The 21,503-nt window shown below is 65.2% G+C and carries 23 protein-coding genes; 12 read left to right on the top strand and 11 right to left on the bottom strand.

Annotation, left to right across the window (positions count from 1 at the left end; genetic code table 11):
• Positions 1 to 3: 3 nt before the first annotated feature.
• The 5 genes from tsaB to ACLBKT_RS03630 all read left to right on the top strand — a co-directional run bounded on the left by tsaB (position 4) and on the right by ACLBKT_RS03630 (position 3,134).
• Positions 4 to 633: a tRNA (adenosine(37)-N6)-threonylcarbamoyltransferase complex dimerization subunit type 1 TsaB gene (tsaB, locus tag ACLBKT_RS03650; RefSeq protein ID WP_410181612.1), complete on the top strand. Its 630-nt coding sequence runs from the start codon at positions 4 to 6 to the stop codon at positions 631 to 633.
• Positions 630 to 1,124 (top strand): GNAT family N-acetyltransferase, encoded by a 495-nt coding sequence (locus ACLBKT_RS03645; protein ID WP_410181611.1) that lies wholly within the window; start codon positions 630 to 632, stop codon positions 1,122 to 1,124. The genes tsaB and ACLBKT_RS03645 overlap by 4 nt, the downstream gene beginning before the upstream one ends.
• Positions 1,125 to 1,240: 116 nt before the next feature.
• Complete coding sequence (locus ACLBKT_RS03640; protein ID WP_410183642.1) at positions 1,241 to 1,693, top strand: MucR family transcriptional regulator; 453 nt, start codon at positions 1,241 to 1,243, stop codon at positions 1,691 to 1,693.
• Positions 1,694 to 1,858: 165 nt separating this feature from the next.
• On the top strand, positions 1,859 to 2,281 hold the full coding sequence (locus tag ACLBKT_RS03635) for a Fur family transcriptional regulator (protein WP_069311290.1): 423 nt from the start codon (positions 1,859 to 1,861) through the stop codon (positions 2,279 to 2,281).
• Positions 2,274 to 3,134 carry a lysophospholipid acyltransferase family protein gene (locus ACLBKT_RS03630; protein ID WP_410181610.1) on the top strand — a complete coding sequence of 287 codons (861 nt, stop codon included), beginning with the start codon at positions 2,274 to 2,276 and terminating at the stop codon, positions 3,132 to 3,134. The genes ACLBKT_RS03635 and ACLBKT_RS03630 overlap by 8 nt, the downstream gene beginning before the upstream one ends.
• Here ACLBKT_RS03630 and ACLBKT_RS03625 read toward each other — a convergent pair.
• From ACLBKT_RS03625 to ACLBKT_RS03590, 8 genes are all read right to left on the bottom strand, one after another.
• On the bottom strand, positions 3,131 to 4,012 hold the full coding sequence (locus ACLBKT_RS03625) for a LysR substrate-binding domain-containing protein (protein ID WP_410181609.1): 882 nt from the start codon (positions 4,010 to 4,012) through the stop codon (positions 3,131 to 3,133). The two genes, ACLBKT_RS03630 and ACLBKT_RS03625, sit on opposite strands and share 4 nt — an antisense overlap.
• A gap of 93 nt (positions 4,013 to 4,105) precedes the next feature.
• The gene (locus ACLBKT_RS03620) at positions 4,106 to 5,035 is read right to left on the bottom strand and encodes a hemolysin family protein (protein ID WP_410181608.1); all 930 of its coding nucleotides are present in this window, start codon (positions 5,033 to 5,035) and stop codon (positions 4,106 to 4,108) included.
• Between the two features lie 27 nt (positions 5,036 to 5,062).
• Complete coding sequence (gene ybeY / locus ACLBKT_RS03615) at positions 5,063 to 5,542, bottom strand: rRNA maturation RNase YbeY (protein ID WP_410181607.1); 480 nt, start codon at positions 5,540 to 5,542, stop codon at positions 5,063 to 5,065.
• A 63-nt stretch (positions 5,543 to 5,605) separates the two neighbouring features.
• Positions 5,606 to 6,802, bottom strand: a complete 1,197-nt coding sequence (locus tag ACLBKT_RS03610; RefSeq protein ID WP_410181606.1) for an ABC transporter permease — start codon at positions 6,800 to 6,802, stop codon at positions 5,606 to 5,608.
• A complete protein-coding gene (locus ACLBKT_RS03605; protein ID WP_410181605.1) occupies positions 6,802 to 7,518 on the bottom strand; it encodes an ABC transporter ATP-binding protein in 717 nt (238 codons plus the stop codon). Before ACLBKT_RS03605 ends, ACLBKT_RS03610 begins: the two co-directional genes overlap by 1 nt.
• Positions 7,515 to 8,828 carry an efflux RND transporter periplasmic adaptor subunit gene (locus ACLBKT_RS03600; protein ID WP_410181604.1) on the bottom strand — a complete coding sequence of 438 codons (1,314 nt, stop codon included), beginning with the start codon at positions 8,826 to 8,828 and terminating at the stop codon, positions 7,515 to 7,517. Before ACLBKT_RS03600 ends, ACLBKT_RS03605 begins: the two co-directional genes overlap by 4 nt.
• Positions 8,825 to 10,282: an efflux transporter outer membrane subunit gene (locus ACLBKT_RS03595; protein WP_410181603.1), complete on the bottom strand. Its 1,458-nt coding sequence runs from the start codon at positions 10,280 to 10,282 to the stop codon at positions 8,825 to 8,827. The genes ACLBKT_RS03600 and ACLBKT_RS03595 overlap by 4 nt, the downstream gene beginning before the upstream one ends.
• A gap of 212 nt (positions 10,283 to 10,494) precedes the next feature.
• Positions 10,495 to 11,532: a PhoH family protein gene (locus tag ACLBKT_RS03590; RefSeq protein WP_410181602.1), complete on the bottom strand. Its 1,038-nt coding sequence runs from the start codon at positions 11,530 to 11,532 to the stop codon at positions 10,495 to 10,497.
• Between the two features lie 225 nt (positions 11,533 to 11,757).
• Between ACLBKT_RS03590 and ACLBKT_RS03585 the strand changes: the two genes are divergently transcribed.
• Genes ACLBKT_RS03585 through ACLBKT_RS03575 form a run of 3 tightly spaced genes read left to right on the top strand, consistent with a single transcriptional unit; the run spans position 11,758 to position 14,360 of the window.
• The gene (locus ACLBKT_RS03585; RefSeq protein ID WP_410181601.1) at positions 11,758 to 12,549 is read left to right on the top strand and encodes a hypothetical protein; all 792 of its coding nucleotides are present in this window, start codon (positions 11,758 to 11,760) and stop codon (positions 12,547 to 12,549) included.
• Positions 12,549 to 13,427, top strand: a complete 879-nt coding sequence (locus ACLBKT_RS03580; protein ID WP_410181600.1) for a hypothetical protein — start codon at positions 12,549 to 12,551, stop codon at positions 13,425 to 13,427. The genes ACLBKT_RS03585 and ACLBKT_RS03580 overlap by 1 nt, the downstream gene beginning before the upstream one ends.
• 45 nt (positions 13,428 to 13,472) lie before the next feature.
• Positions 13,473 to 14,360 (top strand): hypothetical protein, encoded by an 888-nt coding sequence (locus ACLBKT_RS03575; protein ID WP_410181599.1) that lies wholly within the window; start codon positions 13,473 to 13,475, stop codon positions 14,358 to 14,360.
• Here ACLBKT_RS03575 and miaB read toward each other — a convergent pair.
• Genes miaB through ACLBKT_RS03560 form a run of 3 tightly spaced genes read right to left on the bottom strand, consistent with a single transcriptional unit; the run spans position 14,357 to position 17,160 of the window.
• Positions 14,357 to 15,688 (bottom strand): tRNA (N6-isopentenyl adenosine(37)-C2)-methylthiotransferase MiaB, encoded by a 1,332-nt coding sequence (gene miaB, locus ACLBKT_RS03570; RefSeq protein ID WP_410181598.1) that lies wholly within the window; start codon positions 15,686 to 15,688, stop codon positions 14,357 to 14,359. The genes ACLBKT_RS03575 and miaB overlap by 4 nt on opposite strands.
• Positions 15,689 to 15,746: 58 nt before the next feature.
• Entirely contained in the window at positions 15,747 to 16,691 is a 945-nt protein-coding gene (locus ACLBKT_RS03565) for an alpha/beta fold hydrolase (protein WP_410181597.1), read from the bottom strand.
• A 7-nt stretch (positions 16,692 to 16,698) separates the two neighbouring features.
• Positions 16,699 to 17,160 (bottom strand): peptidylprolyl isomerase, encoded by a 462-nt coding sequence (locus ACLBKT_RS03560; RefSeq protein WP_410181596.1) that lies wholly within the window; start codon positions 17,158 to 17,160, stop codon positions 16,699 to 16,701.
• Positions 17,161 to 17,373: 213 nt separating this feature from the next.
• On the opposite strand from ACLBKT_RS03560, the gene mgtE reads away from it, so the two are divergent.
• Genes mgtE through ACLBKT_RS03540 form a run of 4 tightly spaced genes read left to right on the top strand, consistent with a single transcriptional unit; the run spans position 17,374 to position 21,487 of the window.
• Positions 17,374 to 18,822: a magnesium transporter gene (gene mgtE / locus ACLBKT_RS03555; protein ID WP_410181595.1), complete on the top strand. Its 1,449-nt coding sequence runs from the start codon at positions 17,374 to 17,376 to the stop codon at positions 18,820 to 18,822.
• A gap of 30 nt (positions 18,823 to 18,852) precedes the next feature.
• Positions 18,853 to 19,611 (top strand): glucose 1-dehydrogenase, encoded by a 759-nt coding sequence (locus tag ACLBKT_RS03550; RefSeq protein ID WP_410181594.1) that lies wholly within the window; start codon positions 18,853 to 18,855, stop codon positions 19,609 to 19,611.
• Positions 19,611 to 20,117: a nuclear transport factor 2 family protein gene (locus ACLBKT_RS03545; RefSeq protein WP_410181593.1), complete on the top strand. Its 507-nt coding sequence runs from the start codon at positions 19,611 to 19,613 to the stop codon at positions 20,115 to 20,117. The genes ACLBKT_RS03550 and ACLBKT_RS03545 overlap by 1 nt, the downstream gene beginning before the upstream one ends.
• Positions 20,114 to 21,487 (top strand): aromatic ring-hydroxylating oxygenase subunit alpha, encoded by a 1,374-nt coding sequence (locus tag ACLBKT_RS03540; RefSeq protein ID WP_410181592.1) that lies wholly within the window; start codon positions 20,114 to 20,116, stop codon positions 21,485 to 21,487. The genes ACLBKT_RS03545 and ACLBKT_RS03540 overlap by 4 nt, the downstream gene beginning before the upstream one ends.
• The last annotated feature ends 16 nt before the right edge of the window (positions 21,488 to 21,503 follow it).

Raw genomic sequence — 21,503 nt, 5'->3', positions numbered from 1 at the left:
GCCATGCGCGTGCTTGCCATCGAAACCGCCTCAGAGGCGTGCAGCATCGCCCTTACCGAGGGCGGGGCGATGCTTGCGCATGATCACCGCGTCATGGCCCGCGGCCATGCCGAGGCGCTGGTGCCCATGATCGCCGCCTTGCCGGACAAGGGCCGCGCGGATCGCCTTCTTGTCAGCCTCGGGCCGGGCAGTTTCACAGGGGTGCGCATTGGCCTCGCGACCGCCCGCGCGCTCGGGTTTGCGTGGGCCGCAGAGGTGTTCGGCTATCCGACCCTCGCCCTCATCGCAGCGCAGGCGCAAGCACTGCATCCGGGCGAACCGGTGACGGTCTGCATGAACGGTGGGCATGGCGAATGGTTCGTGCAGGATTTCGACGCCCGCGGAATGCCAGCCGGTGAGCTATCCTCCATGGCCCCTGCGGCGGCGATGGCAGCCGGAGCGCGGAGCCTGATCGCGGGCAATCGCGCCGCAGAATTTGCCGCTCTGCTGGGTGATGCACGCCAAATCGTCCCGCTGCTGCCAGACGCAGGGCACGTCGGCCTGGTGCCGGACGCGCTGCTCTCGACGCACCTCGCGCCCATCTATGGCCGGGGGGCCGATGCCACCCCGATGGCGCTGCGCAAACCCGCATGACCCCCCGCCCCGCCCCCAGTCCCGCTCTCATCGACCGGATCATGGTGGTGATGGAAGCAGCGTTCGACCCAGCCTATGGCGAGGCCTGGAACCGGCGGCAGGTGACTGATGCGCTGACGCTTTCCAGCACCCATGCGCTGGTGGTCGATGCTGACGGCGCGCCGATCCCCGATGTCGGCGACGGCGATGAAGGCCCCGCACCCGCCGGATTCGTGCTGACCCGCTATGTGCTCGACGAAGAAGAACTGCTGCTGATCGCGGTGGTACCCGACGCGCGGCGGCGCGGCGTGGGCGCGGCGCTGCTCGAACACCTGTTCGCCGCTGCCCGAACACGCGGCGTCACGCGAATCTTCTTGGAAATGCGGCGCGGAAATCCTGCCATCCAACTGTATCACAAGTTTGGTTTTGAACCGATTGGTGAGCGGCGTAACTATTACCGCATGGCAAATGGCGAGCGTGTCGACGCGATTACTTTCGGTCGATCAATCTAGTAGAACTCCACTCATCGCAAATCGATGTGCAGGCGGACCACACCAGTTGCCAAGATTGACGACTTGCGCCATGGCGCAGTAACCGGTGCACCTTGAACGCCGTGCAAGAGGAACTCATGCAGGATCTGGAAATTGATATGAACGAAACACTTATCACGCTGACGAGCGACATTGTCGCTGCGCATGTCAGCAACAATGATGTGGCGGTGACTGACGTTCCGGCACTTATCACCAACGTCTACAACGCGCTTGTCAATCTGGGTGAGAAGGTTGAGATCGAAGAACCCAAGCCCAAGCCTGCGGTTGCGATCCGCAATTCGGTCAAGCCGGATCACATCGTCTGTCTTGAAGATGGCAAGGAGCTGAAGATGCTCAAGCGCTATCTTCGCACCAATTACAACATGACGCCCGAAGACTACCGGGCGCGTTGGGGTCTGCCGGCCGATTACCCCATGGTCGCTCCCAACTATGCCGAAAAGCGCCGCGATCTGGCCAAGAAGATCGGTCTCGGCCGCAAGCCCGGCACTGTGATGGCGCCCAAGGGACGCCGGACCAAGAAGACGGCGTAAGGCCGCGCCTTCCGGTCGCATTGTCCATGAGCTGGCCCGACTGCCCCTGTTGAGAGGGTGGACGGCCCGCTTGAGCAAGCAGCCTCGTCCCTGTAGGGATGAGGCTGTCTTGCTTTCGGGCGATCGCATCCCACAGGGGCGGCGCACTCGGCGATGGAGCGTTCCTTGACCCAGAAAATCGATCTCGAACAACTTTGCGCCGAAAAAGGCCTGCGCATTACCGAACAGCGCCGGGTGATCGCCAAGGTCTTGTCGGAAAGTGACGATCACCCCGATGTCGAGCTGCTGCACAGCCGCGCGGCCGCGGTCGATCCGCGGATCTCGATTGCGACCGTGTACCGCACCGTGCGCCTGTTCGAGGAAGCAGGCATCCTCGATCGCCACGATTTCGGCGATGGCCGCTCGCGCTATGAACCCGTGCCCGAAGCGCACCACGATCACCTGATCGACGTGGAAACCGGCAAGGTCGTCGAATTCGTCGACCCCGAAGTCGAAGCGCTCCAGCGCCAGATTGCCGAGCGACTGGGCTACCGTCTCGTCGATCACCGCATGGAGCTTTACGGCGTACGCCTGTCCCGCAATGACTGACGCAGAGTTACGAGCAGCGGCCGCTCGCGGGGAAAGCACGCCGCTGACCCTTGCCGGGTGGTTGCGGCTGATGGCGCGCGCGCTGGCGCTGGTTGGTCTCATCATCGTCTTCGTGCCGTTGCACTATCTTTATCGGGTGGTGTCCTATGGATCACCCTTCCCGATGCTGTTCCTGCGCTATGCGGCGCGGGTGTGCGGGGCCAAGGTCGAGGTGATCGGCACCCATCTGAAGCGCGACGTTTTCTTCGTCGCCAATCACCTGTCATGGGTCGACATCCTCGCGCTGGCCGGGGCCAGCGGCACGGCTTTCGTCGCCAAGGCGGAATTGGCCGAAGCGCCGGTGGTTGGCTGGCTTGCGAGCCTCAACCGCACGGTCTTCGTCAAACGCGAACATCGCATGGGCGTTGCCGAGCAGATCAATGCGCTGAAGGAAGCGCTGGTCGATAACTGGTCGGTCACGGTCTTTCCCGAAGGCACAACGACAGACGGCCAATCGCTGCTGCCGTTCAAGACCTCGATGCTCTCGGTGCTCGAGCCGCCGCCGCCGGGCGTGCTCGTCCAGCCGGTCATCCTGGATTACGGCCCCGTGGCCGAATGGATCGGCTGGATTGGCGAGGAAAGCGGCGTCAACAACGCCAAGCGTGTCCTGTCACGCAAGGGCAGCTTCAAGGTCCGGCTGCACTACCTCGAACCCTTCAGCCCGGAGGACTTCCGCGGCCGCAAGGCGATCAGCCACGAATCGCGCCGCCGGATCGAGGAAGCTCTGATCGAGATACTCGGCAAGCCCCTGCGCCCCTTCGCGCACTCGGTTGGCCCGGTTCGCTATGAGCCGAAAATAAGCGCGGCAGATTAAAGCCCCGCCCTGACCAGCCAATCGTGGAAGATCCGCACCGGACGGCTTTCCAGCGCGACCGGCTTGCACACGAACCAGTAGCTATAGGGGCTCTCGACCGGCTTGCCGGGCAGGTTCGTCAAACGATTGTCGTTGGCGCGGCGCAGGTGATCGTCGTGCATGATCGCGATGCCAAGACCCTGTGCGGCCGCCTCCAGCATCAACGCGCCGGAATCGTAATGGTCGATCGCGGCCGGGTCCATCGTGTCGAGCCCGTTCGCCTTCTTCCACGCCATGAAACTTTCGGGCAATTCGTTGTGGATCAGGAAGGTCTGCTTGGCCATCACCTCGGGGGTGATCTCCGGGATATTGCGCGCGGTCTCCTTCGAGCAGATCGCGTGGACCAGATTGTGGTCGAGGCGCACGGCGTGCAGCCCGCTCGCCGGCCCGCGCGAGAGGATGATCGCGGCGTCGAGCGTGTCGCCCACCCGGTCTTCAAGGTGCGGCGCGGTGTCGATGTCGATGTGCAGCAGGGGGTGGCGCTTGCGCAGTTCGCCCAACCGCGGGAACAGGCGCTGGCTGCCGAACATCGGCAAGACGCCCAGCCGCAGGCGCAGCAGCGCGATATTGTCCGACTGGCTCTCCACCGCACGCGCGAGCGCTTCCATGTGCGGGTTCACCGCCTCGTAGAAAGCCTGGCCCTCATCCGTGAGCTGCATCGACTGGCGCGCGCGGGTGAACAGCTTCTTGCCGACAAATTCCTCGAGATTGCTGATCCGCCGCGACAGCGCCGAGGGGGAAAGCCCGATCTCCTCCGCCGCCGCCCGGGCAGAACCCAGACGGACCGTGCGCATGAAGGCTTCAAGCGCGCGCAGGGGGGGAAGACGACGTGCAGGCATGGACTCTCTCCTTGGTGAGAAGAGATACGCCCGAGACGCCGATTGGATGCAAAAAATCGAAGAAAAAATGCGTGGAGGACGGAAAAGTTGCGCCTACTGCATGTCACTCGCATCTTCGGGCGGGTGCAGGCGCAACCGGGTGACGTGAGTTTCGTCACCCGCTGTCACTTCAATGCGCCAGCCGCTCGCATGTTCCAGCACCGTGCCGACCGGCGGCACCTGCTCGGCGAGCACGAAGGCGAGGCCGCCCAACGTGTCGACCGATTCCGCCACTTCGGCGAGACGGGGGTCGATCCGCTCGGCAATGTCGTCCAGCTCGGCGCGCGCGTCCACGTCCCACATGCCTTCGCCGATGGGGACGATCAGTTCTTCAGGCGTCTCGTCGTGCTCATCCTCGATCTCGCCGACGATTTCCTCGACCAGATCCTCGATCGTGATGAGCCCGTCGGTCCCCGAGAATTCATCGAGGACGATGGCAAGGTGCACGCGCTGCGTGCGCATGTCGGCCAGAACGTCCAGCGCACCCCGCGCCTGGGGCACGTAAAGCGGCTGGCGCATCAGCGTGGTCCAGTCAGCGGGCGGCGGCGTGCCGTTGGCGAGGAAGGGGAACACGTCCTTGATGTGGATCATGCCGACCACGCTATCGAGCGTCTCGCGATAGACCGGCATCCGGGAATGGCCATGCTCGCTGAAGGCGGCGACCATGTCTTCCCAGCTGATTGACGCATCGACCGCGATGATCTCGCCGCGCGGCACAGCCACGTCATCGGCATCATGTTCGGAGAAATGGAGGAGGTTGCGCAGCATCTGCCGCTCGACCCGCGACAGGTCGCCCCCGCCGCTGCCGCCGGTATCGGAACCGGGGCCGCCGTTTTCGTCCTCGTGCTCGTCGATGGCTTCTTCAAGCTGCTCGCGCAGAGAGCGGGCGCCTTCGAGCTTCAGGAGCTTGCGCAGCACAGGCCACAGCCCGCTGCTACTGTCCGCGTCTCCTGATTGAGATGCGGGCGAATGGGAATCGGCCATGGCCTTGAATGGGGCTCCTATGCAGTTTCAAGCGCCATATGGGTCAGCGATGCCCAGTTTGGCAAGTATCGCTGTCTCCAAGGCCTCCATCGCCTCGGCCTGGGCGTCGCTGTCGACATGGTCGTGCCCAGCAAGATGGAGCAGGCCGTGGACGATGAGATGAGTCGCGTGAGCTTCCAGCGACACGCCCTTCTCTGCCGCTTCGCGCGCGCAAGTTTCATAGGCCAGCGCGATGTCGCCGAGCATTTCGGGCGGGCCGTGTGATGCCAGAGCTTCAAGTTCCTCGCGCTCCAGCATCGGGAAGCTGAGGACGTTGGTCGGCTTGTCGCGCGCGCGCCATTCGCGGTTCAGGGTGTGGACCTCGGCATCGCTGGTGAACAACAGGCTCGCGATCAGACGCGGGTTGGCGAGCAGCGGTTCGCCTTCCGCCGCAGCCAAGGCGGCGCGGTCCGCCAGCGCGTCCCAATCGCCCGCAGGCCAGTCTTCGATGTCAATGTCGAGTTGCATGATGGCGCGGTCCTTAGCGCGGAAAGCGCCGCCGCGAAACGCTGGGCTGCGTGACGCGGCCGGCTATTCGTGTCGCAGCGCGTCAATCGGATCGAGCTTGGAGGCGCGGCTGGCGGGATAGTACCCGAACACGATCCCCATACCCGCCGCGAACAGGAAGCTCACCAGATTGATCATCGGATCGAACACGAAGGGCACATCAATCGCCGCGGCGAGCCCGATCGAGGCGCCGAAGCCCAAGGCAATCCCCACCAATCCGCCCAGCGAGCAGAGCACCACCGCCTCGGTCAGGAACTGCAAGCGCACCTCCCGTGCGAGCGCCCCGATGGCAAGGCGGATGCCGATTTCGCGGGTTCGTTCGGTCACGGACACCAGCATGATGTTCATGATCCCGATCCCGCCGACCAAGAGGCTGATCGAGGCAATCACCGCCACCATCGCGGTCAGCGCGCCCGTCGCCGCGCCCAGCGCCTGGTTGACCTGTGCGGTGTCGATGACGTTGAAGTCATTGGGCTGTTCGCCCTGCAACAGCCGGCGCTCCCGCAGCAGATCAACCAGCGAATCCTGAATGACAGACGGCGCATAGGAAGGATCATACTTCAGCACGAAGTAATCGAGGTTGTCGTTGCCGCGGAACCGCCGCTGGACGTTCTTGAGCGGCAGATAGACCGCATCATCATCATCCGCGCCATTGCCGCCCTGCCCGCGTTCTTCCATCACGCCGATAACCTGGCACGAGACATCGCCGAGCCGCATCCGCGCACCGATCGGGCTGGTGCCGGGCACGAAGATGGCTTCGCGCACCTTGAGGCCGAGCAGACAGACATTCTTGCCTGCCTCTTCCTCGTCCTTGCTGAAGGGGCGGCCTTCCTCGACTGTGATCGACTGTGCATCGAGGAAGTCGTTGTTGGCGCCGACGACCCGCGTGTCCCAATCCTGCCCGTTGTAGAAAGCCGTGGCATTGGCGGCGACAGTGCCGGCCGCGATTGTCACCCCGGCGATTTGCTGCCCGACCGCCTTCACATCGGCCTCGTCGAATGGACGGATCGTACCGCGATCGGTGCGGACCGGGAAGACGATGAAGTTGCTCGCACCTAGCGAGGAAATCTCTTCCTGCACCGACGCGGTGACCCCGTTGCCGAGGGTGACCATCGTCACCACCGCCGCCACCCCGATAATGATCCCGAGCGTGGTCAGGATCGAGCGCAGGATGTGGCGGCGGATTTCGCGCAGGGCCAGAAGGAGAGTCGATCCGAGCATCAGGCCGGACTGCCTTCCACGGCATGCGCACTGCGCTCGATCCGTTCGACCAGCCCATCACGGAAGCGTACGATGGTCTTGGCGTAGGCGGCCATGTCCTCCTCGTGCGTGACCATCAGCACGGTGATACCCTCGCCATTCAGGCGTTGCAGCAGCTCCATGATCTCGACCGAGCGTTCGCTATCGAGGTTGCCGGTTGGTTCATCCGCGAGCAGCACATCGGGCTGCGTCACCAGCGCCCGCGCGATGGCGACGCGCTGTTGCTGGCCGCCGGATAGCTCTGCCGGACTGTGCGAGGCCCACGGCACCAGCCCGACCTGATCGAGCGCCCGCATGGCCGCTTCGCGCCGCTGGGTCTTGTTCTCCCCGCGATAGAGCAGCGGCAGTTCGACATTCTCAAGCGCGGTGGTGCGGGCCAGCAGGTTGAAGCCCTGAAACACGAAACCGAGATAGCGGCGGCGCAGCAGACTGCGTTGGTCGCGGTCGAGCTTTTGCACCTCGACCCCGCGAAACCGGAAGATGCCACCGGTCGGCACATCGAGGCAGCCGAGGATATTCATGGTGGTCGACTTGCCCGAACCTGAGGGCCCCATGATGGCAACGAACTCGCCGCGATTGATGGTGAGGTCGACCCCCTTCAGCGCCTGAAACGCCGCCGCTCCGCTGCCGAAGGTCTTGGTGATGCCTTCGAGCTGGATCAGGGGCTCGGCCGTCACTGGGCCGCTGCCTTGATCCCGGTGACGACTTTCATCCCCGGCTTCAGTGCCTTGGACGTGACGACGGTCCGCCGCCCGTCGCTGCGGCCGGTCACGACTTCGATGGCTTTCAGCGTGCCATCGGCTTGCAGTACCTGCACCAACTGGCGGCTGCCTTCGCCGATGCTCGCCTGCTGCTTGCCATCCTCAAGCCCGATCTGCGGATTGAACACGCCACCGCTGGCTTCCTCTTCAGTTTCCGGGCGGAAGCGCAGCGCGGCGTTGGGCACCAGCATCGCGCGACCGGTGTTCTGCGTTGCGATGGTCGCGGTCGCCGTCATCCCGGGACGCAGCAGGCCATCGGGGTTTTGCACGGTAAGCCGCGCTTCATAGCTGACCACGGTACCGCCCGTAGCCGACGCGGTGCCGCCGCCCGCCGCCGCCTGCGTCGTGCCGGTCGAGGCCAGATCGATCCGCTCGACCGTCGCCGGGAACTGCCGACCGGGATAGGCATCGACCGTAAAGGTCGACTTCTGGCCCGGCTTGACCTGCCCCACATCGGCCTCGTCGATCGAAACGCGCAGCTGCATGGCCGACAGGTCTTCCGCGATCACGAACAGGGTCACGGTGTTGAAGCTGGCAACCACGGTCTGCCCCGGCTCGACCCGGCGGGCGAGCACGACGCCGGTGACCGGCGCCCGGATCACCGCACGGGTGCGGGTGGTGAGGTTGCCATTGAGCGATGCCTGAGCCGCTTCGATATTGGCGCGCGCGGAAGCAACGGCGGCGCGATCACGCTCGACGGCCGCCTCGGCCCGCTCAACCTCGATCTGAGACGGCACGCGCCCACCTGACAGGCGGCGCACCTCCTCAAGCCGCGCGAGCTGAACCTGATCGATCTCGATCGTCGCCTGCGCCTGCGCCAGCGCGGCGCGCGCGGCATTGAGGTTGGCGCGCGACTGAGCGATCTGCTGGTCGATGATCTCGGTGTTGATGACGGCGATCACCTGCCCTTTGGTCACGCGGTCATTGACATCGACGAGCACACTGTCGAGCGGGCCGGTGACTTCCGCGCCGACTTCGACCTGATTGGTCGGGCGCAGGTTGCCCGTTGCGGTGACCGACAGCGACAGCGATTCCTGCTCCACCGGGGCGGTGATGTAATCCGGCTTTGGCGCCTCCCCGGTGCATTGCGCGATGCCGAGGATCAGCAGCACCACAATCAGGCCGGGCAGCCAGTATTTCATCCACCGCCGCCAGCGCGGGCGCGGCTTGGTGCCGAGGAATTCATCGACGCTCGGCTGTTCGTCCGGCTTGCTCAAATCGATCACTTGGTGGGCCCCTTCGCCGCAATGTCGTCAAGGCCGGCGCCCTCGGGCATCGACCATCCCCCGCCCAGCGCGCGCGCCAGACTGATAAAGGCGAGCGCGCGCGACGCCTGAGCGTTGACCTCGGCCGTGCGCGTGCTCAGCAGCTGGCTTTCGGTCACCAGCAGCGTCTGAAAATCGATCAGCCCCGCCTGGTACTGGCTGCGAGCGAGGATCGCGGCGTTCTGCGCGCCGTCACTGGCCTCGAGCAGCGCCGTGACCCGCGTGCCACTGGTCTCCAGATCAACGCCTGCGCTCTCAACCTCTTCGAGCGCCACGAGAATACTTTGCCGCCATGCCGCGAGCGAGCCATCGGCAATCGCCTCCGCGCTCTCGATCTGTCCGCGCACCCGGCCGCCATCGAAGATCAGTTGCGTGAGGCCCGCGAAGATATTGCCGGTGACGAGGTCGAACAGGCTGCCCACATCGGTCGCCCGTGTGCCAATCGTGCCAGTCAGCCGCACAAGCGGGTAAAGTTGCGCGCGGGCCACCCCGATACGGTCAAGATCGGCGGCCAGCCGGGCCTCGGCGCCGCTCACATCGGGGCGGCGGCGCAGCATGTCGGCGGGAGCGGACAAAGCAACATCGGCCGGCGGCACAGGAACGGCGCGCGGCGCTTCAGTCAGGGCGCGATAGACCCGGCCGGGCGGCTCGCCGATCAGGGTCGAGATCGCATTCGCCACCGCCACCAGATCGCTCTCCAGCAGCGGAATGCTGGCCGCGGTCTGAGCGCGCTGGGTGCGAGCCTGTTCGACGTCGAGGCTGTCAACCAGCCCTGCCTGGTTGCGCCACCGCGCAATCTGGAGGTTGTCGTCCTGATTGGCGAGAGTTTCGCGCGCGATGGCCAGCTGCGCTGCGAGAGAGCGCGCGTTCACCACCTGGCTTGCCACCTGCGCGACGATCACCCGCTCCAAATCGCCGACCGAATAGCCTGCCGATTGCAGATCGGATCGCGCGGCATCGACCGAGGCGTCGAGCCGACCAAACACATCGGCCTCCCATGCGATATCGCTGCCGAGCGAGAACTGCACATCATCGCTTGCCAGATCGCCGACATCCCGGCTCGCACCGCCGCTTCCGGTGATTTGCGGCAAGCGGGCCGCGCGGGCCTGCCGCAAGCCTGCTCTTGCCGAACGCAGCCGGGTCACCGCTTGCGCCAGATCGAGGTTGCTGGTTTGCGCCTGCGCGACGAATTCCTCGACCAGCGGATCGTTCAGCAGCACCCAATAGCGATCAAGCGGAACATCGGCCCCGGCAGGCTCGGCCAGAACCCATCGGTCCGGGACAGGCTGAGCGCTCGCGATGGCTGGCGGCGCGGCGCGCGGAAGGGCACAACCGGAAAGCGCCAGCACCGCAAGCGACAGCGGTACAATTCCGCGCGACACCGCAGCGCGACCCCGAGGGCGATGAGCGGTCATGCGCAATCCCGAAATTGGTGATGAACCACAACGCCCGCCCCTGTGTTGCCGCATAGATCGGAAGAACTATTCCGGCCGTTGGCGCGGGAATAAAACTTCGCCCTTGGCGACTGAAAAATCATTATGTTGCTAACATTGCGCTCCGATCCTCACAACGCAGTTTCGTCGGACGGACTGCATCGCTCATCGAACAGGCACACCCCGCAGTGCCGTCAGTTGTCCTCGCCCCCGCCCTCATAGGCCTCGACAATCCGCCCCACGATCGGGTGGCGCACCACGTCGGCGGCCGTGAAGCGGATCGTGCCGAAACCTTCGACGCCCTCGAGCCGTTCGACCGCGTCATTGAGCCCGCTCATGCGCGGGCCGCCGGGGATGTCGACCTGCCGCGGGTCGCCGCAGATCACCATGCGGCTGTTCTGGCCGAAACGGGTGAGGAACATCTTCATCTGCTCGCGCGTGGTGTTCTGCGCCTCATCGAGGATGATGAAGCTGTCCGCCAGCGTCCGCCCGCGCATGAAGGCGATGGGAGCGATCTCGATCTCGCCATTGGCGAGGCGCCGCTCCACCTGTTCGGGGGGCATGCAGTCGTTCAGGGCATCATAGAGCGGCCGCAGATAGGGATCGACCTTCTCCTTCATGTCGCCGGGAAGGAAGCCGAGCTTCTCCCCCGCCTCGACCGCCGGACGCGACAGGATCAGGCGCTGGACGCTTCCCGTGATCAGTTGGCTGACCGCCTGCGCCACTGCGATATAGGTCTTGCCGGTGCCCGCCGGGCCGAGAGCGAAGATGATGTCATCCTTGGCCAGCGACCGCATATATTCGATCTGCGTCGCGGAACGCGGGACGATGGTTTTCTTGCGCGTGCGGATCATGATCGGCGGCGCATCCATGTCGCCCGAGATGATCCCTTCCAGCGTCGGTTCGGCCGACATCGCGATCAGCGACTCCACTGCGCCGGCATCCAGCGCCTCACCGCGCGCAAGCCGGTCATACATGGTCTTCAATGTCTCACGCGCCCGGGCGACGTCATCCTCCGGGCCTTCGATCACCACCTGATGGCCGCGGGCGTGGATATAGACGCCGAGCCGGTTTTCCACCTGCACCAGATTGGCGTCGAACTGCCCGAACAACGGCCCCAGCAAAGCCTGGTTCTCAAAGGTCAGATCAACCCGCGCGCGCCGCGGTTCCGGAATGCCGCGCGGATCGGGCGAGAGCGCCGGGTGTCCGGCACGGGAGGGTCGTCGGCCCATAGGTTCCTTTGGCTGCGGCCGTGGGACAATCCCTCGTCCGTGAGTCGCGAGCGTAAGCGGCCGCCCACGCAAAGCAAGCAGGCTGCGGCGAGATGGTGGTGGAAAGTCATCGAAACGCCGCCAAACGAGGTCGCACAAGAGTGGAATTGGACTTGGCCGGATGAGCCGCATTCACCCGGGATTAAGCTTTAACATGTTGATATTTAGCAGAAGGAGTCGCTATCAATGAAGCATAGCCTCGCAGTCCTTGCCGCGCTCACGACCGCGATCAGCATCCCTGCCGCCGCCGAAGACGCGTCCCCTGTAGACGATGCAGTGGTGAACTGGGGGCTTGCGCTGGCCGGGAATGTGCTGCCCGACGGCAAGCTCCACAAGCTGCGCTACCCGATGTGCCTGCTGGTGGCTGCCGAGGATCAAGCTCTCGCGAAAACCGTGGCAGAGCGCGTTGTCGAGAATGCCGAGCAGGCAGGCGTCGCCGTCAAGCGCGGACGCTGCGCTCCCAACACGCTGATCGCCTTCACCGACGACGCGGTCGGGCAACTGCGCGAGATGCGCAATAACTACCTCCAGTTCTATGGCTCGCACTATCTCCAGCAGCTTGACGAGATGTTCGAAACCGAAACTGCCAGCTTCGCTTTCCACGAACCGATGCAACTCTGGATGGGGCCCGAAGTCTTCCAGGGACAGCGCGAGGTGATCGGTCAGCCAGACGTGTTCGGCGCGGCGGTGGTGATCGAACAAGCAGCAACCGAGGGGCTCGATCCGATGCGGCTCGCCGATTACGCGACGCTCCGCCTGCTGGCCCCAACCATCAACGCCAGCAAGATGCCGCAGGACGCCCCAGCCGGCGCGACAACGATTCTCACGCTGTTCAGCGGCCACGACAGCGCGCCGAATATGATGACCGACTTCGACCGCGCCTATTTGCGCTCGCTTTACGCCATGCCGCGCGGGAGCACGGCGAAGGGTGTGATGGCGCACGCTTCCAAGATCGCTCAGGCTGACGCGGGGTCGTAATGGCGGGGCTGGTTCAGCTTGCAGCCCTTCTGACCGCGCAACAACCTGCTCCCGCCCCCGCCCCAGAGCCGGAGCCGCCTGCGATCGTGGTCGAAAGCGAAAGGCCCCGAACCGAACGGGAACTGGCCGAACTCGCCAGCGATCTGGCTGAAAACCCCCGGCCGGATCGCCCGCTGGCCCGGTTCGAAGCGCCGCTCTGCCTTATGGTCGCATCCGGGGACGCGGCGCTGGGGCAGGAGATCGCAGCGCGGCTCATCGCCAATGCCAAGGCCGCCAAGGTCAAGGTGCGCGGCAACGGCTGCTCTACCAATGCGCTGGTGATGATCGCGGATGATGCTCGCCAGCAGTTGCAGGCTGTGCGCTCCAGCGGGCGCCGCCTGTTCGCCGGGCTCAATGCGCGCGATATTGACGCAGCGCTGGGCGCGCGCGATCCGGTCTATGTGTTTCAGGCAAGCCAGACCACCGCAGCCTCCGGACAGGCGATGCTGCGCGCCATGCCAGATACCCCGCCGGAAAACAGGGTTACCGCCATGGGCCGGCTCTCCCGTCTGACGCGCGAGGATATGCTGGCGGCGCTGGTGGTGATCGACAGGGAGGCGGTGGCAGGCCTCAGTCCGGTGCAGATCGCCGATTATGCCAGCTTGCGCCTGCTCGCCCCCACAGGCGAAGTCGATGTGGCCGAGGCCGGAGCGGATGGGCCGCGCACGATCATGACTCTCTTCGCCGCCCCCGCCAGCGCCCCCGAACAGATGACCCGTTTCGACCGCGCCTACCTCAAGGCGCTTTACCGTATGCCCCCCGGCGCCTTCGCCCGCGAAGTCCTTCGCGCTGCGGTGGTGGAAAGCGCGGGCAAGGGTGGCGGGGATGGCGAGGATTAGACGAGGTCGGCACCGCCACGGGGCTTCGGCGAAAAGGAGATGCAGGTGACCTCTTGGATTAATGTGGTTGCGGCGGTTGCCGGAGCGACCGTGCAGACCGCGCCGCCCCCGGCACCGCCAAGCGATCCGATTATCGTCGAGGGCGAGAAGGTTCAGAGCGAGCAGGCGCTCTCCGAACTTGCGCGCGACATCGCCGGGAACCCGCGCCCGCGCCGCCCGCTGGCGCGGTTCGAGCGGCCGCTGTGCCTCATGGTCGCTGCCGCCGATACCGCGCTGGGGCAGCAAGTGGCCGAGCGGATCATCGAAAACGCACGGGATGCAAGGGTGCCTGTACGGGGCAAGGGGTGCAAGCCCAATGCTCTGCTGGCGTTGTCCGATAATGCGCAAGCGCAATTGCGGGACGTCAAGGCGAGCGGGCGACGGCTGTTTGCCGGGCTGAGCGCGCGCGAGATCGACGCGGCGCTGGGCGCGCGCGATCCGGTCTATGTGTTTCAGGCGAGCAGGCAGGCGTCAAACACCGGAGAGCCGATCGTCAATAGTCCGGAGGCCGCCGGGCCGAACGGCTTGCCCGGACCGCCGAACAAGATCTGGAGCGCCGGGCGGCTCAAACGCGATCTGCGCGAGGATATGCTCGCCGCGCTGGTGGTGGTCGACAATGCCGCGGTGGCAGGGCTGACCCCGATCCAGATCGCCGACTATGCCAGCCTGCGCCTGCTCGCCCCAACGGGTGAAGTGGACTTGGCTGAAGCCGGTGCGCCGCATACCATCATGACCCTGTTCGTCTCACCCCAGAACGCGCCGCAGACCCTCAGCCGCTTCGACCGCGCCTACCTGAAGGCCCTCTATCGCCTGCCCGCCGGTTCATTCGCCAGCGAAGTGCTCCGCGCGGCCGTGCTGGAGACGGCACGCAGCGCAGAGCAAGGGGATGATTAGAGCACCAGCCCCTTGAGCGAGTTCGGCCCGGCTTCGGCGAGTGTCACTTCGACCAGATCACCAATCGCGGCGGGGGCTTCGAACCACACCGATTGCAGCCAGGGCGATTTGCCAAGCCACTGGCCGGGGTGCCGTCCGGTGCGCTCAACCAGCACTTCGCAACGCTTGCCAGCGCTCGCCTGATTGAAGGCATACTGATGCGCGCCGATACGCTGCTGGAGGCGCTGGAGGCGCTCGTCCATCACTTCGGGCGCAATCTGGCCGTCCATGGTCGCAGCAGGCGTGCCGGGGCGCGGGGAGTATTTGAAGCTGAAGCACGCGGCGTAGCGAACTTCGTCAACGATCCGCAGCGTGTCTTGAAACTCCGCCTCGGTCTCGCCCGGAAAGCCGACAATGAAATCGCCTGACAGCGCGATATCGGGCCGCGCCGCGCGAAAGCGTTCGATGATCTTGAGGTAGCTTTCCGCCGTGTGCTGGCGGTTCATCGCCTTCAAAATGCGGTCATTCCCAGCCTGCACCGGCAGGTGCAGATAGGGCATGAGCTTGGCCACCTCGCCATGCGCAGCGATCAGGTCGTCGTCCATGTCGTTGGGGTGGCTGGTGGTGTAGCGGATGCGCGCGAGGCCATCGATCTGTGCCAACACGCGGATCAGTCCGCCGAGGCCCACGCGGCGCCCCTTGTCGTCTTCGCCGCTCCACGCATTGACGTTCTGGCCGAGCAGCGTGATCTCCCTCGCCCCCGCTTCAAGCAGTTTCTGCGCCTCGGCGACCAGATGCGCGAAGGGCCGCGAGATTTCCGCGCCGCGGGTATAGGGCACCACGCAATAGGTGCAGAACTTGTCGCAGCCTTCCTGCACGGTGAGGAAGGCGCTCGGGCCGCGCTTCCGGCGCGCCGGGAGCGCGTCGAACTTGGCGATGGCCGGCATGTCGGTATCGGTCGCGCGCTCGCCTTTTGTCGCCTTGTCGAGCATCTCGGGCAGGCGGTGATAGGCCTGCGGGCCGACCACGATGCTGACCGCTGGGGCGCGCGCCATGATTTCCTCACCCTCGGCCTGCGCGACGCAGCCTGCGACCGCAATGAGAGGCTTCTTCCCCGCCTCCTCGCCCGCCTTCACGAGGCGGCCAATGTCCGAATAGACCTTTTCGGCGGCCTTCTCGCGGATGTGGCAGGTGTTGAGGATGACGAGATCGGCGTCCTCACCCTCGGGCGCGGGCGCAATGCCGCGTTCTCCCAGAAGCTCGGCCATCCGCTCGCCATCATAGACGTTCATCTGGCAGCCGAAGCTTTTGACGCGGTAGGTTTTGGGAGGGGCGGCGGCGGGCTTCATCAGGCCCGCGCCTTTAGCGCCGATGATGCGCGCGTTCAATCACCGCTGCGCCCGGTGGCTACTTGCGCTTGCCTTTGGGCTCGCGCAGGCTGTTGTGGATGCAGGGCTCGTCCGGCTTGGTGCCCGGCCCCGGGTGCGGCTTGTCCTCAGGCCCGCACTCCACGAAAGGCTTGGTGATGCCATTGGCCTTCATCACCTCGAAGGCGTCGCGGCTGGCATAGGCCGCAATCCAGGTGATGCAATCGGCGAGCGGGCGCACCTTATGCTTGGTGATGCTGCCCTTGCGCGGCTCGCAATTAATGGTGAAGACATTGGCCGCAGGCGGCTCGCTGCTGCGCGCAAACCGCCGCAAGAACTCGCCGCGCTCGTTGAAGACGGTTCGCCGCAGGGCATTGGCGCGCACTTCGTCGCGGTAGAAGGGCGAGGTGTTGAACAGGAAGGCGCGCACTTCGGGATGCGCATTGGAAACCTCCGTCGCCAAAGCGCCGCCGAGCGAATGGCCGACCACCACCCACGGCAGATCATTGCCCAGACGCGCGCGTTCGGCATCGAAATAGCGCAACGCCAGTTCGATCTGGTCATTGCGCAATGTGCCGAAGAAGATGTCCGAGAGGCCCTTGAAGTCGGTGCCGCGGAAAGCAAGCACCCGCGCGACAGGCTTGCGCGCCGCATCGCTGCCCGAGCCCGGCGCGTACTGGTTGAACAGCTCGTAGCTGAAGCCCTTGCCCGCATCCTCGGGCGCGATCGGCAGGTGCTCGATCCGCTGGAGCACGCGGCCCGGCTTGGCGAAAAGATCATCGTCACCGGTGTAGGCGTTGGTCGATGCGACCGCATAGGGCCAGGCTTCGACCGCTGCGTCGCGCACAAAGCCGCACCACCCGCCCGGCTCAAGCTGGCAGGGCGAGCGCGACTGCGAGATGTCGGGCAAGGTCGCGCAGGCTGACGCCAGCAGCGCGCAAAGCGCTGCCGCCGTCGCCCGGACTGCCGCCCCCTTGCCCTCCATTGCGATCTTAGGCGACCGTCGCCTTGACGATCTTGCCGGGGTTGCGCGGCGGTTCGCCCTTGGGGAGGGCATGGACGTGTTCCATGCCGCTCGTGACCTGACCCCACACGGTGTACTGCTTGTCGAGGAAGCGCGCATCATCAAGGCAGATGAAGAACTGCGAGTTGGCGCTGTTGGGGTTCTGCGCGCGGGCCATCGAGCACACGCCTTCGACGTGGGGTTCGGCGTTGAATTCGGCCGGGAGGTCGGGCTTGTCACTGCCGCCCATGCCGGTGCCGGTCGGGTCACCACCCTGTGCCATGAAGCCGCCGATCACGCGGTGGAAGATCACGCCGTCATAGAAGCCTTCGCTCGCCAGCTCGGTGATGCGCGCGACGTGGCCCGGCGCGAGATCGGGGCGCAGCTTGATCACAACGTCGCGGGATTCGCCATCGCCGGTGTCGAGAGTGAAGGTGAGGGTATCGGCCATTGTTCGGATCTCCGCATGTCATTCCTGTTCGTGCTGAGCCTGTCGAAGCACCCTTCCTCCTTGCGTCACGCAGTGGACCAGAAGAAGAATGCGGCCTTTCGACAAGCTCAGGGCGAACGGGATGGGTTGTTCGCAGGCGGCTTTACGCACCCAATCCGCGCCTGTCACCCTCCAGCCTTGCTTTTCACCCTCCCCTCCGTAAACGCCTCTCATATGGCCGAAGATCGCATCCACGACGACGACCTTGCCCTCGCCGATCACGGTGAGGGTGAAGTGCGTCCGGATGACCGGGTTGATGATGAACGCCATGACGAGGAAAACCGCCTGAAGCCCAGCTTCGTCAGCGCGGTCCACGAAGCGCTGGAGGCGGGCGACAAGGGCGGGGTCTATGATCTGGTCGAGCCGCTCCATGCGGCCGACATCGCCGACCTGATCGAACTGCTCGAACCGCGTGAACGCGCGCAGCTCGCCTCCGCGATCAGCGATCTGATGACCAGCGACGTCATCGCGGAGCTGAACGATTACGTTCGCGAAGACCTGATGGACACCTTGTCCGCACAGGCCGTCGCCACCATCGCCGAACAGCTCGACACCGACGATGCGGTGCAGCTGATCGAGGATCTAGACGAAGCCGATCAGCGTGCGGTGATGGCCGAGCTCGAGCCGGAGACGCGCGAGGCGGTCTCGAGCGCGCTCGCCTACCCCGAGGAGACCGCCGGGCGCCTGATGAGCCGTCACTTCGTGGCGGTGCCCGAGCATCTCACGGTCGGGGATCTGATCGATTACCTGCGCGAGGACGGCGATCTGGAGCACGACTTCTTCGAAGTCTTCGTGATCGACGAGCGGCACCATCCGGTCGGCACCTGCGCGCTCTCGTGGATCCTCACCACGCCGCGCAGCGTCAGGCTGACCGACGTGATGAAGCGCGACCAGACCCTGATCCCGGTGACGATGGATCAGGAAGAGGCCGCGCTGATGTTCCAGAAATACGCGCTGATCTCGGCTGCGGTGGTGGACGAAAGTGGGCGGCTGGTCGGGCAGATGACGGTCGACGACATCGTCCACATCATCTCCGAAGAGGCGGGCGAGGACGCGCTGCTGCTGAGCGGTGCGGGCGACGGCGACATCAACGAGCCGATCCGCGAGGCCTATGGCGCGCGCGTGCGGTGGCTGATCGCCAATCTGGGGACGGCGGTCGTGGCCTCCTCGATCATCGCCTTCTTCGGCGCGGCGATCGAGCAGCTGGTGGCGCTCGCGGTGCTCATGCCGATTGTCGCCAGCATCGGCGGCAATGCGGGCACGCAGACCATGGCGGTGGCGGTGCGCGCGATTGCGACCAATCAGCTGACCCGCTCGAACACGCGGCGCATCCTGTGGCGCGAGTTCCGCGTTGCGCTGCTCAATGGCGGGACCATCGCGGTGCTGATTGGCCTCGCGGCGGCGGTGCTGTTCACCCCGATGATGGGCGTCGTGATTGCTCTCGCCATGATCATCAACATCGCCATTGCCGGCCTTGCGGGCGTGCTGGTGCCGGTGATTTTCGAACGGTTGGATCAGGACCCGGCGGTCGCATCCAGCGTGTTTGTCACCATGATCACGGATTCGATGGGCTTCTTCGCCTTCTTAGGTTTGGCAGTGGCGATGGGTCTGGCCACGTTCTAACTTTCTCCCAGAGGATAAAGGGAGAGAGTGATGGCAGGACGTGTGGCAGGCAAAGTGGTGCTGCTGACAGGCGGCGCTATGGGTCTGGGCAAGGCCGCGACAAAGGCCCTGATGGCCGAGGGCGCGACGGTCATCATCACCGATATCGACGAGGCCGCAGGCCGCGCGACGGCAGCGGAACTCGGCTGCGATTACCTTCATCAGGACGTCACCGACTGGGCGCGCTGGCAGGCGATCATGGCCGAGGTTGAAGCCAGCCATGGGCGGCTCGACGTGCTGGTCAACAATGCCGCGATCACCGTGTTCGGTTCCATCGCCGACATCTCGCCAGAGGATTTCAAGCGCTGTTACACGGTCGATGTCGATTCGATCTTCATGGGCTGCAAGGCGGCGATCCCGCTGATGGCCAAGGGCGGCGGCGGCTCGATCGTCAATTTCTCCAGCGCGGCCGGGAACAAGCCCTCCCCCGATCTCGCCGCCTATAACAGCGCCAAGGCGGCGGTGGTGACGCTGACCAAGTCGATTGCGCTCTACTGCGCGCGCGAAAAGAACGGCGTGCGGGTGAATTCGGTGCAGCCGGGCACGATCCTGACCCCCAATGTGGAAAGCGTCATCGCCGGCACCCCCGACCCTGAGGCGACTCGCGCAGCCTTCTCCATCGCCCAGCCGATTGGCCGCATGGGCGAGGTTGAGGATATCGCGCATCTCGTCGTCTATCTCGCCAGCGACGAGAGCAAGTTCGCCACCGGCGCGCCGTTTATCGTCGATGGCGGCCTGAGCATCGCGTGATGGGCACCGCTGACGATCGCTTCGCCATCATCGACCTTGCCGCGCACTACATGCGCGGGCTTGACCGGCTCGATGGCGACTTGCTGCTGGCCCAGTTCTGGCCCGGGGCGCGCTGCGAATACGGGGTGTTCAGCGGCCCGGCGGAAGACTTCGCCGCGTTCTGCATGGAGATGCTCAAGGAGCACCAGCGCAACCACCACATGCTCGGCCAGCATCTCATCGACTTCACCGGACCCAACGAGGCCTATGGCGAGGTCTATTATCAGGCCTACCACCGCGTGTTCGATGACAGCGGGAGCCCGCGCGATCTGTTTATCGCGGGCCGCTATGTCGACCGGTACGAGCGGCGCGATGGCGTCTGGAAGTTCGCCTACCGTAGCGAGTTGGTCGACTGGGTGCGCGACGATCCGGCCACCGACGGCATGGTCGCAGTCGCCCCCTTCATCATGGGCCAGCGTAAGCCCGACGATTCCCTCTACAACCGCCAAGCGATGAGACACCCATGACCCGACCCAATCTGACCGCTCCGTCGGACCCTGCCCTCGCCCCCGGCGCGGCGCGCTGTCCCGGCCCGTCGATGCAGGACATCCTCGATGCGGACGGCGACAATCCCCCCGCCGCGATGCGTGAGGAATCCTACACCTTCCTCGGCGACGAAGACGTGCCCTTTGCCCGCTACACCGACCCGGCCTTCCACGACCTCGAAATGGCGCGGCTGTGGCCCAACGTCTGGCAATGGGCCTGCCGCGAGGAGCATATTCCCGGCGTCGGCGACCGCTACGTTTATGACGTCGGGCATCATTCGGTGCTGGTCGTGCGCGGGGCCGACATGGCGATCCGCGCCTTCGTCAACTCCTGCCCGCACCGCGGGATGAAGTTTGCCGCCGAAGGCTCCCGCGGGGTCAGGCGCGCCAACATCCGCTGCCCCTTCCACGGGATGAGCTGGAACCTCGACGGAAGCCTGCGTGAAATCCCCTGCCGCTGGGACTTTCCCCACGTGTCGGACGATACCTTCGGCCTGGATGAAGTCGCCTGCGACACCTGGGGCGGGTTCGTGTTCATCCACATGGGCGACAATCCCCCGCCGCTCGCCGAGCAGCTTGAGGTGATGCCGGAGCACTTCAAGCTCTGGCCGATGGATGATCGCTATGTCGCGCTTCATACCGAAAAGGTGCTGCCGGCCAACTGGAAGATGGCGATGGAGGCCTTCCTCGAAGCCTTCCACGTGCTCGAAACCCACGCGCAGGCGGTCTACACTGCTGCTGACGCCAACGCGCAATACGACATCTTCGGCAAGCACGTCTCGCGCTTCATCCATGCGATCGGCGTCCCCAGCCCACATCTGAAGCAGGACATCAGCGAGCAGACCCTGTTCGGCAAGCTCGGGCGCGATCCCGCTACGCTGCCGCCGGGCGTCAGGGCCCGAGCCGAACACGCGCGGCTGCTGCGCGAGGAGCTGGGCGCGGCCTTCGGCACCGATCTGTCGCAGGTCTCCACCACCGAGATGATGGATTCGATCGAGTATTTCCTGTTCCCCAATGCCTTCTTCTTCCCCGGCATCAGCATCCGCCTGTGTTATCGCTTCCGCCCGCTGGGCCCTGACGAGTGCCTGCACGAAATCCTTGTTCTCCAGCCGCTGCCCGCCGACGGCGAGCGCCCCGCCCCTGCCACCCCGATCCGCCTCGGGGTCGAGGACAGCTACACCACCGTCCCCGGCTTCGCGCTCGCCGAGATTCTCGATCAGGATACCGATAACCTCGCGCTCCAGCGGGACGGGGCCAAGGCCTCGCGCAAGGGCGCGCAGACGCTCGGCAATTATCAGGAGGCGCGCATCCGCCAGCTGCAACTGACGCTCGACTCCTATCTCGCCGGTTGACACGCGCGCAGGGGCG

Source organism: Erythrobacter sp. W302b, assembly GCF_046452395.1.
Lineage (GTDB): Bacteria > Pseudomonadota > Alphaproteobacteria > Sphingomonadales > Sphingomonadaceae > Erythrobacter.
Note: the sequence above shows the minus strand (reverse complement) of the source record. Positions and strands in the feature narration are given on the sequence as shown.

Bases quoted from the DNA above. Each gene is read 5' to 3' on its own strand.
- ACLBKT_RS03625 (WP_410181609.1), bottom strand. From the start codon at position 4,012: ATGCCTGCACGTCGTCTTCCCCCCCTGCGCGCGCTTGAAGCCTTCATG.
- ACLBKT_RS03560 (WP_410181596.1), bottom strand. From the start codon at position 17,160: ATGGCCGATACCCTCACCTTCACTCTCGACACCGGCGATGGCGAATCC.
- ACLBKT_RS03550 (WP_410181594.1), top strand. From the start codon at position 18,853: ATGGCAGGACGTGTGGCAGGCAAAGTGGTGCTGCTGACAGGCGGCGCT.
- mgtE (WP_410181595.1), top strand. From the start codon at position 17,374: ATGGCCGAAGATCGCATCCACGACGACGACCTTGCCCTCGCCGATCAC.
- ACLBKT_RS03620 (WP_410181608.1), bottom strand. From the start codon at position 5,035: ATGGCCGATTCCCATTCGCCCGCATCTCAATCAGGAGACGCGGACAGT.
- ACLBKT_RS03595 (WP_410181603.1), bottom strand. From the start codon at position 10,282: ATGACCGCTCATCGCCCTCGGGGTCGCGCTGCGGTGTCGCGCGGAATT.
- ACLBKT_RS03580 (WP_410181600.1), top strand. From the start codon at position 12,549: ATGGCGGGGCTGGTTCAGCTTGCAGCCCTTCTGACCGCGCAACAACCT.
- ACLBKT_RS03610 (WP_410181606.1), bottom strand. From the start codon at position 6,802: ATGCTCGGATCGACTCTCCTTCTGGCCCTGCGCGAAATCCGCCGCCAC.
- ACLBKT_RS03640 (WP_410183642.1), top strand. From the start codon at position 1,241: ATGCAGGATCTGGAAATTGATATGAACGAAACACTTATCACGCTGACG.
- ACLBKT_RS03645 (WP_410181611.1), top strand. From the start codon at position 630: ATGACCCCCCGCCCCGCCCCCAGTCCCGCTCTCATCGACCGGATCATG.
- miaB (WP_410181598.1), bottom strand. From the start codon at position 15,688: ATGAAGCCCGCCGCCGCCCCTCCCAAAACCTACCGCGTCAAAAGCTTC.
- ACLBKT_RS03585 (WP_410181601.1), top strand. From the start codon at position 11,758: ATGAAGCATAGCCTCGCAGTCCTTGCCGCGCTCACGACCGCGATCAGC.
- tsaB (WP_410181612.1), top strand. From the start codon at position 4: ATGCGCGTGCTTGCCATCGAAACCGCCTCAGAGGCGTGCAGCATCGCC.
- ACLBKT_RS03540 (WP_410181592.1), top strand. From the start codon at position 20,114: ATGACCCGACCCAATCTGACCGCTCCGTCGGACCCTGCCCTCGCCCCC.
- ybeY (WP_410181607.1), bottom strand. From the start codon at position 5,542: ATGCAACTCGACATTGACATCGAAGACTGGCCTGCGGGCGATTGGGAC.
- ACLBKT_RS03565 (WP_410181597.1), bottom strand. From the start codon at position 16,691: ATGGAGGGCAAGGGGGCGGCAGTCCGGGCGACGGCGGCAGCGCTTTGC.
- ACLBKT_RS03590 (WP_410181602.1), bottom strand. From the start codon at position 11,532: ATGGGCCGACGACCCTCCCGTGCCGGACACCCGGCGCTCTCGCCCGAT.
- ACLBKT_RS03630 (WP_410181610.1), top strand. From the start codon at position 2,274: ATGACTGACGCAGAGTTACGAGCAGCGGCCGCTCGCGGGGAAAGCACG.
- ACLBKT_RS03545 (WP_410181593.1), top strand. From the start codon at position 19,611: ATGGGCACCGCTGACGATCGCTTCGCCATCATCGACCTTGCCGCGCAC.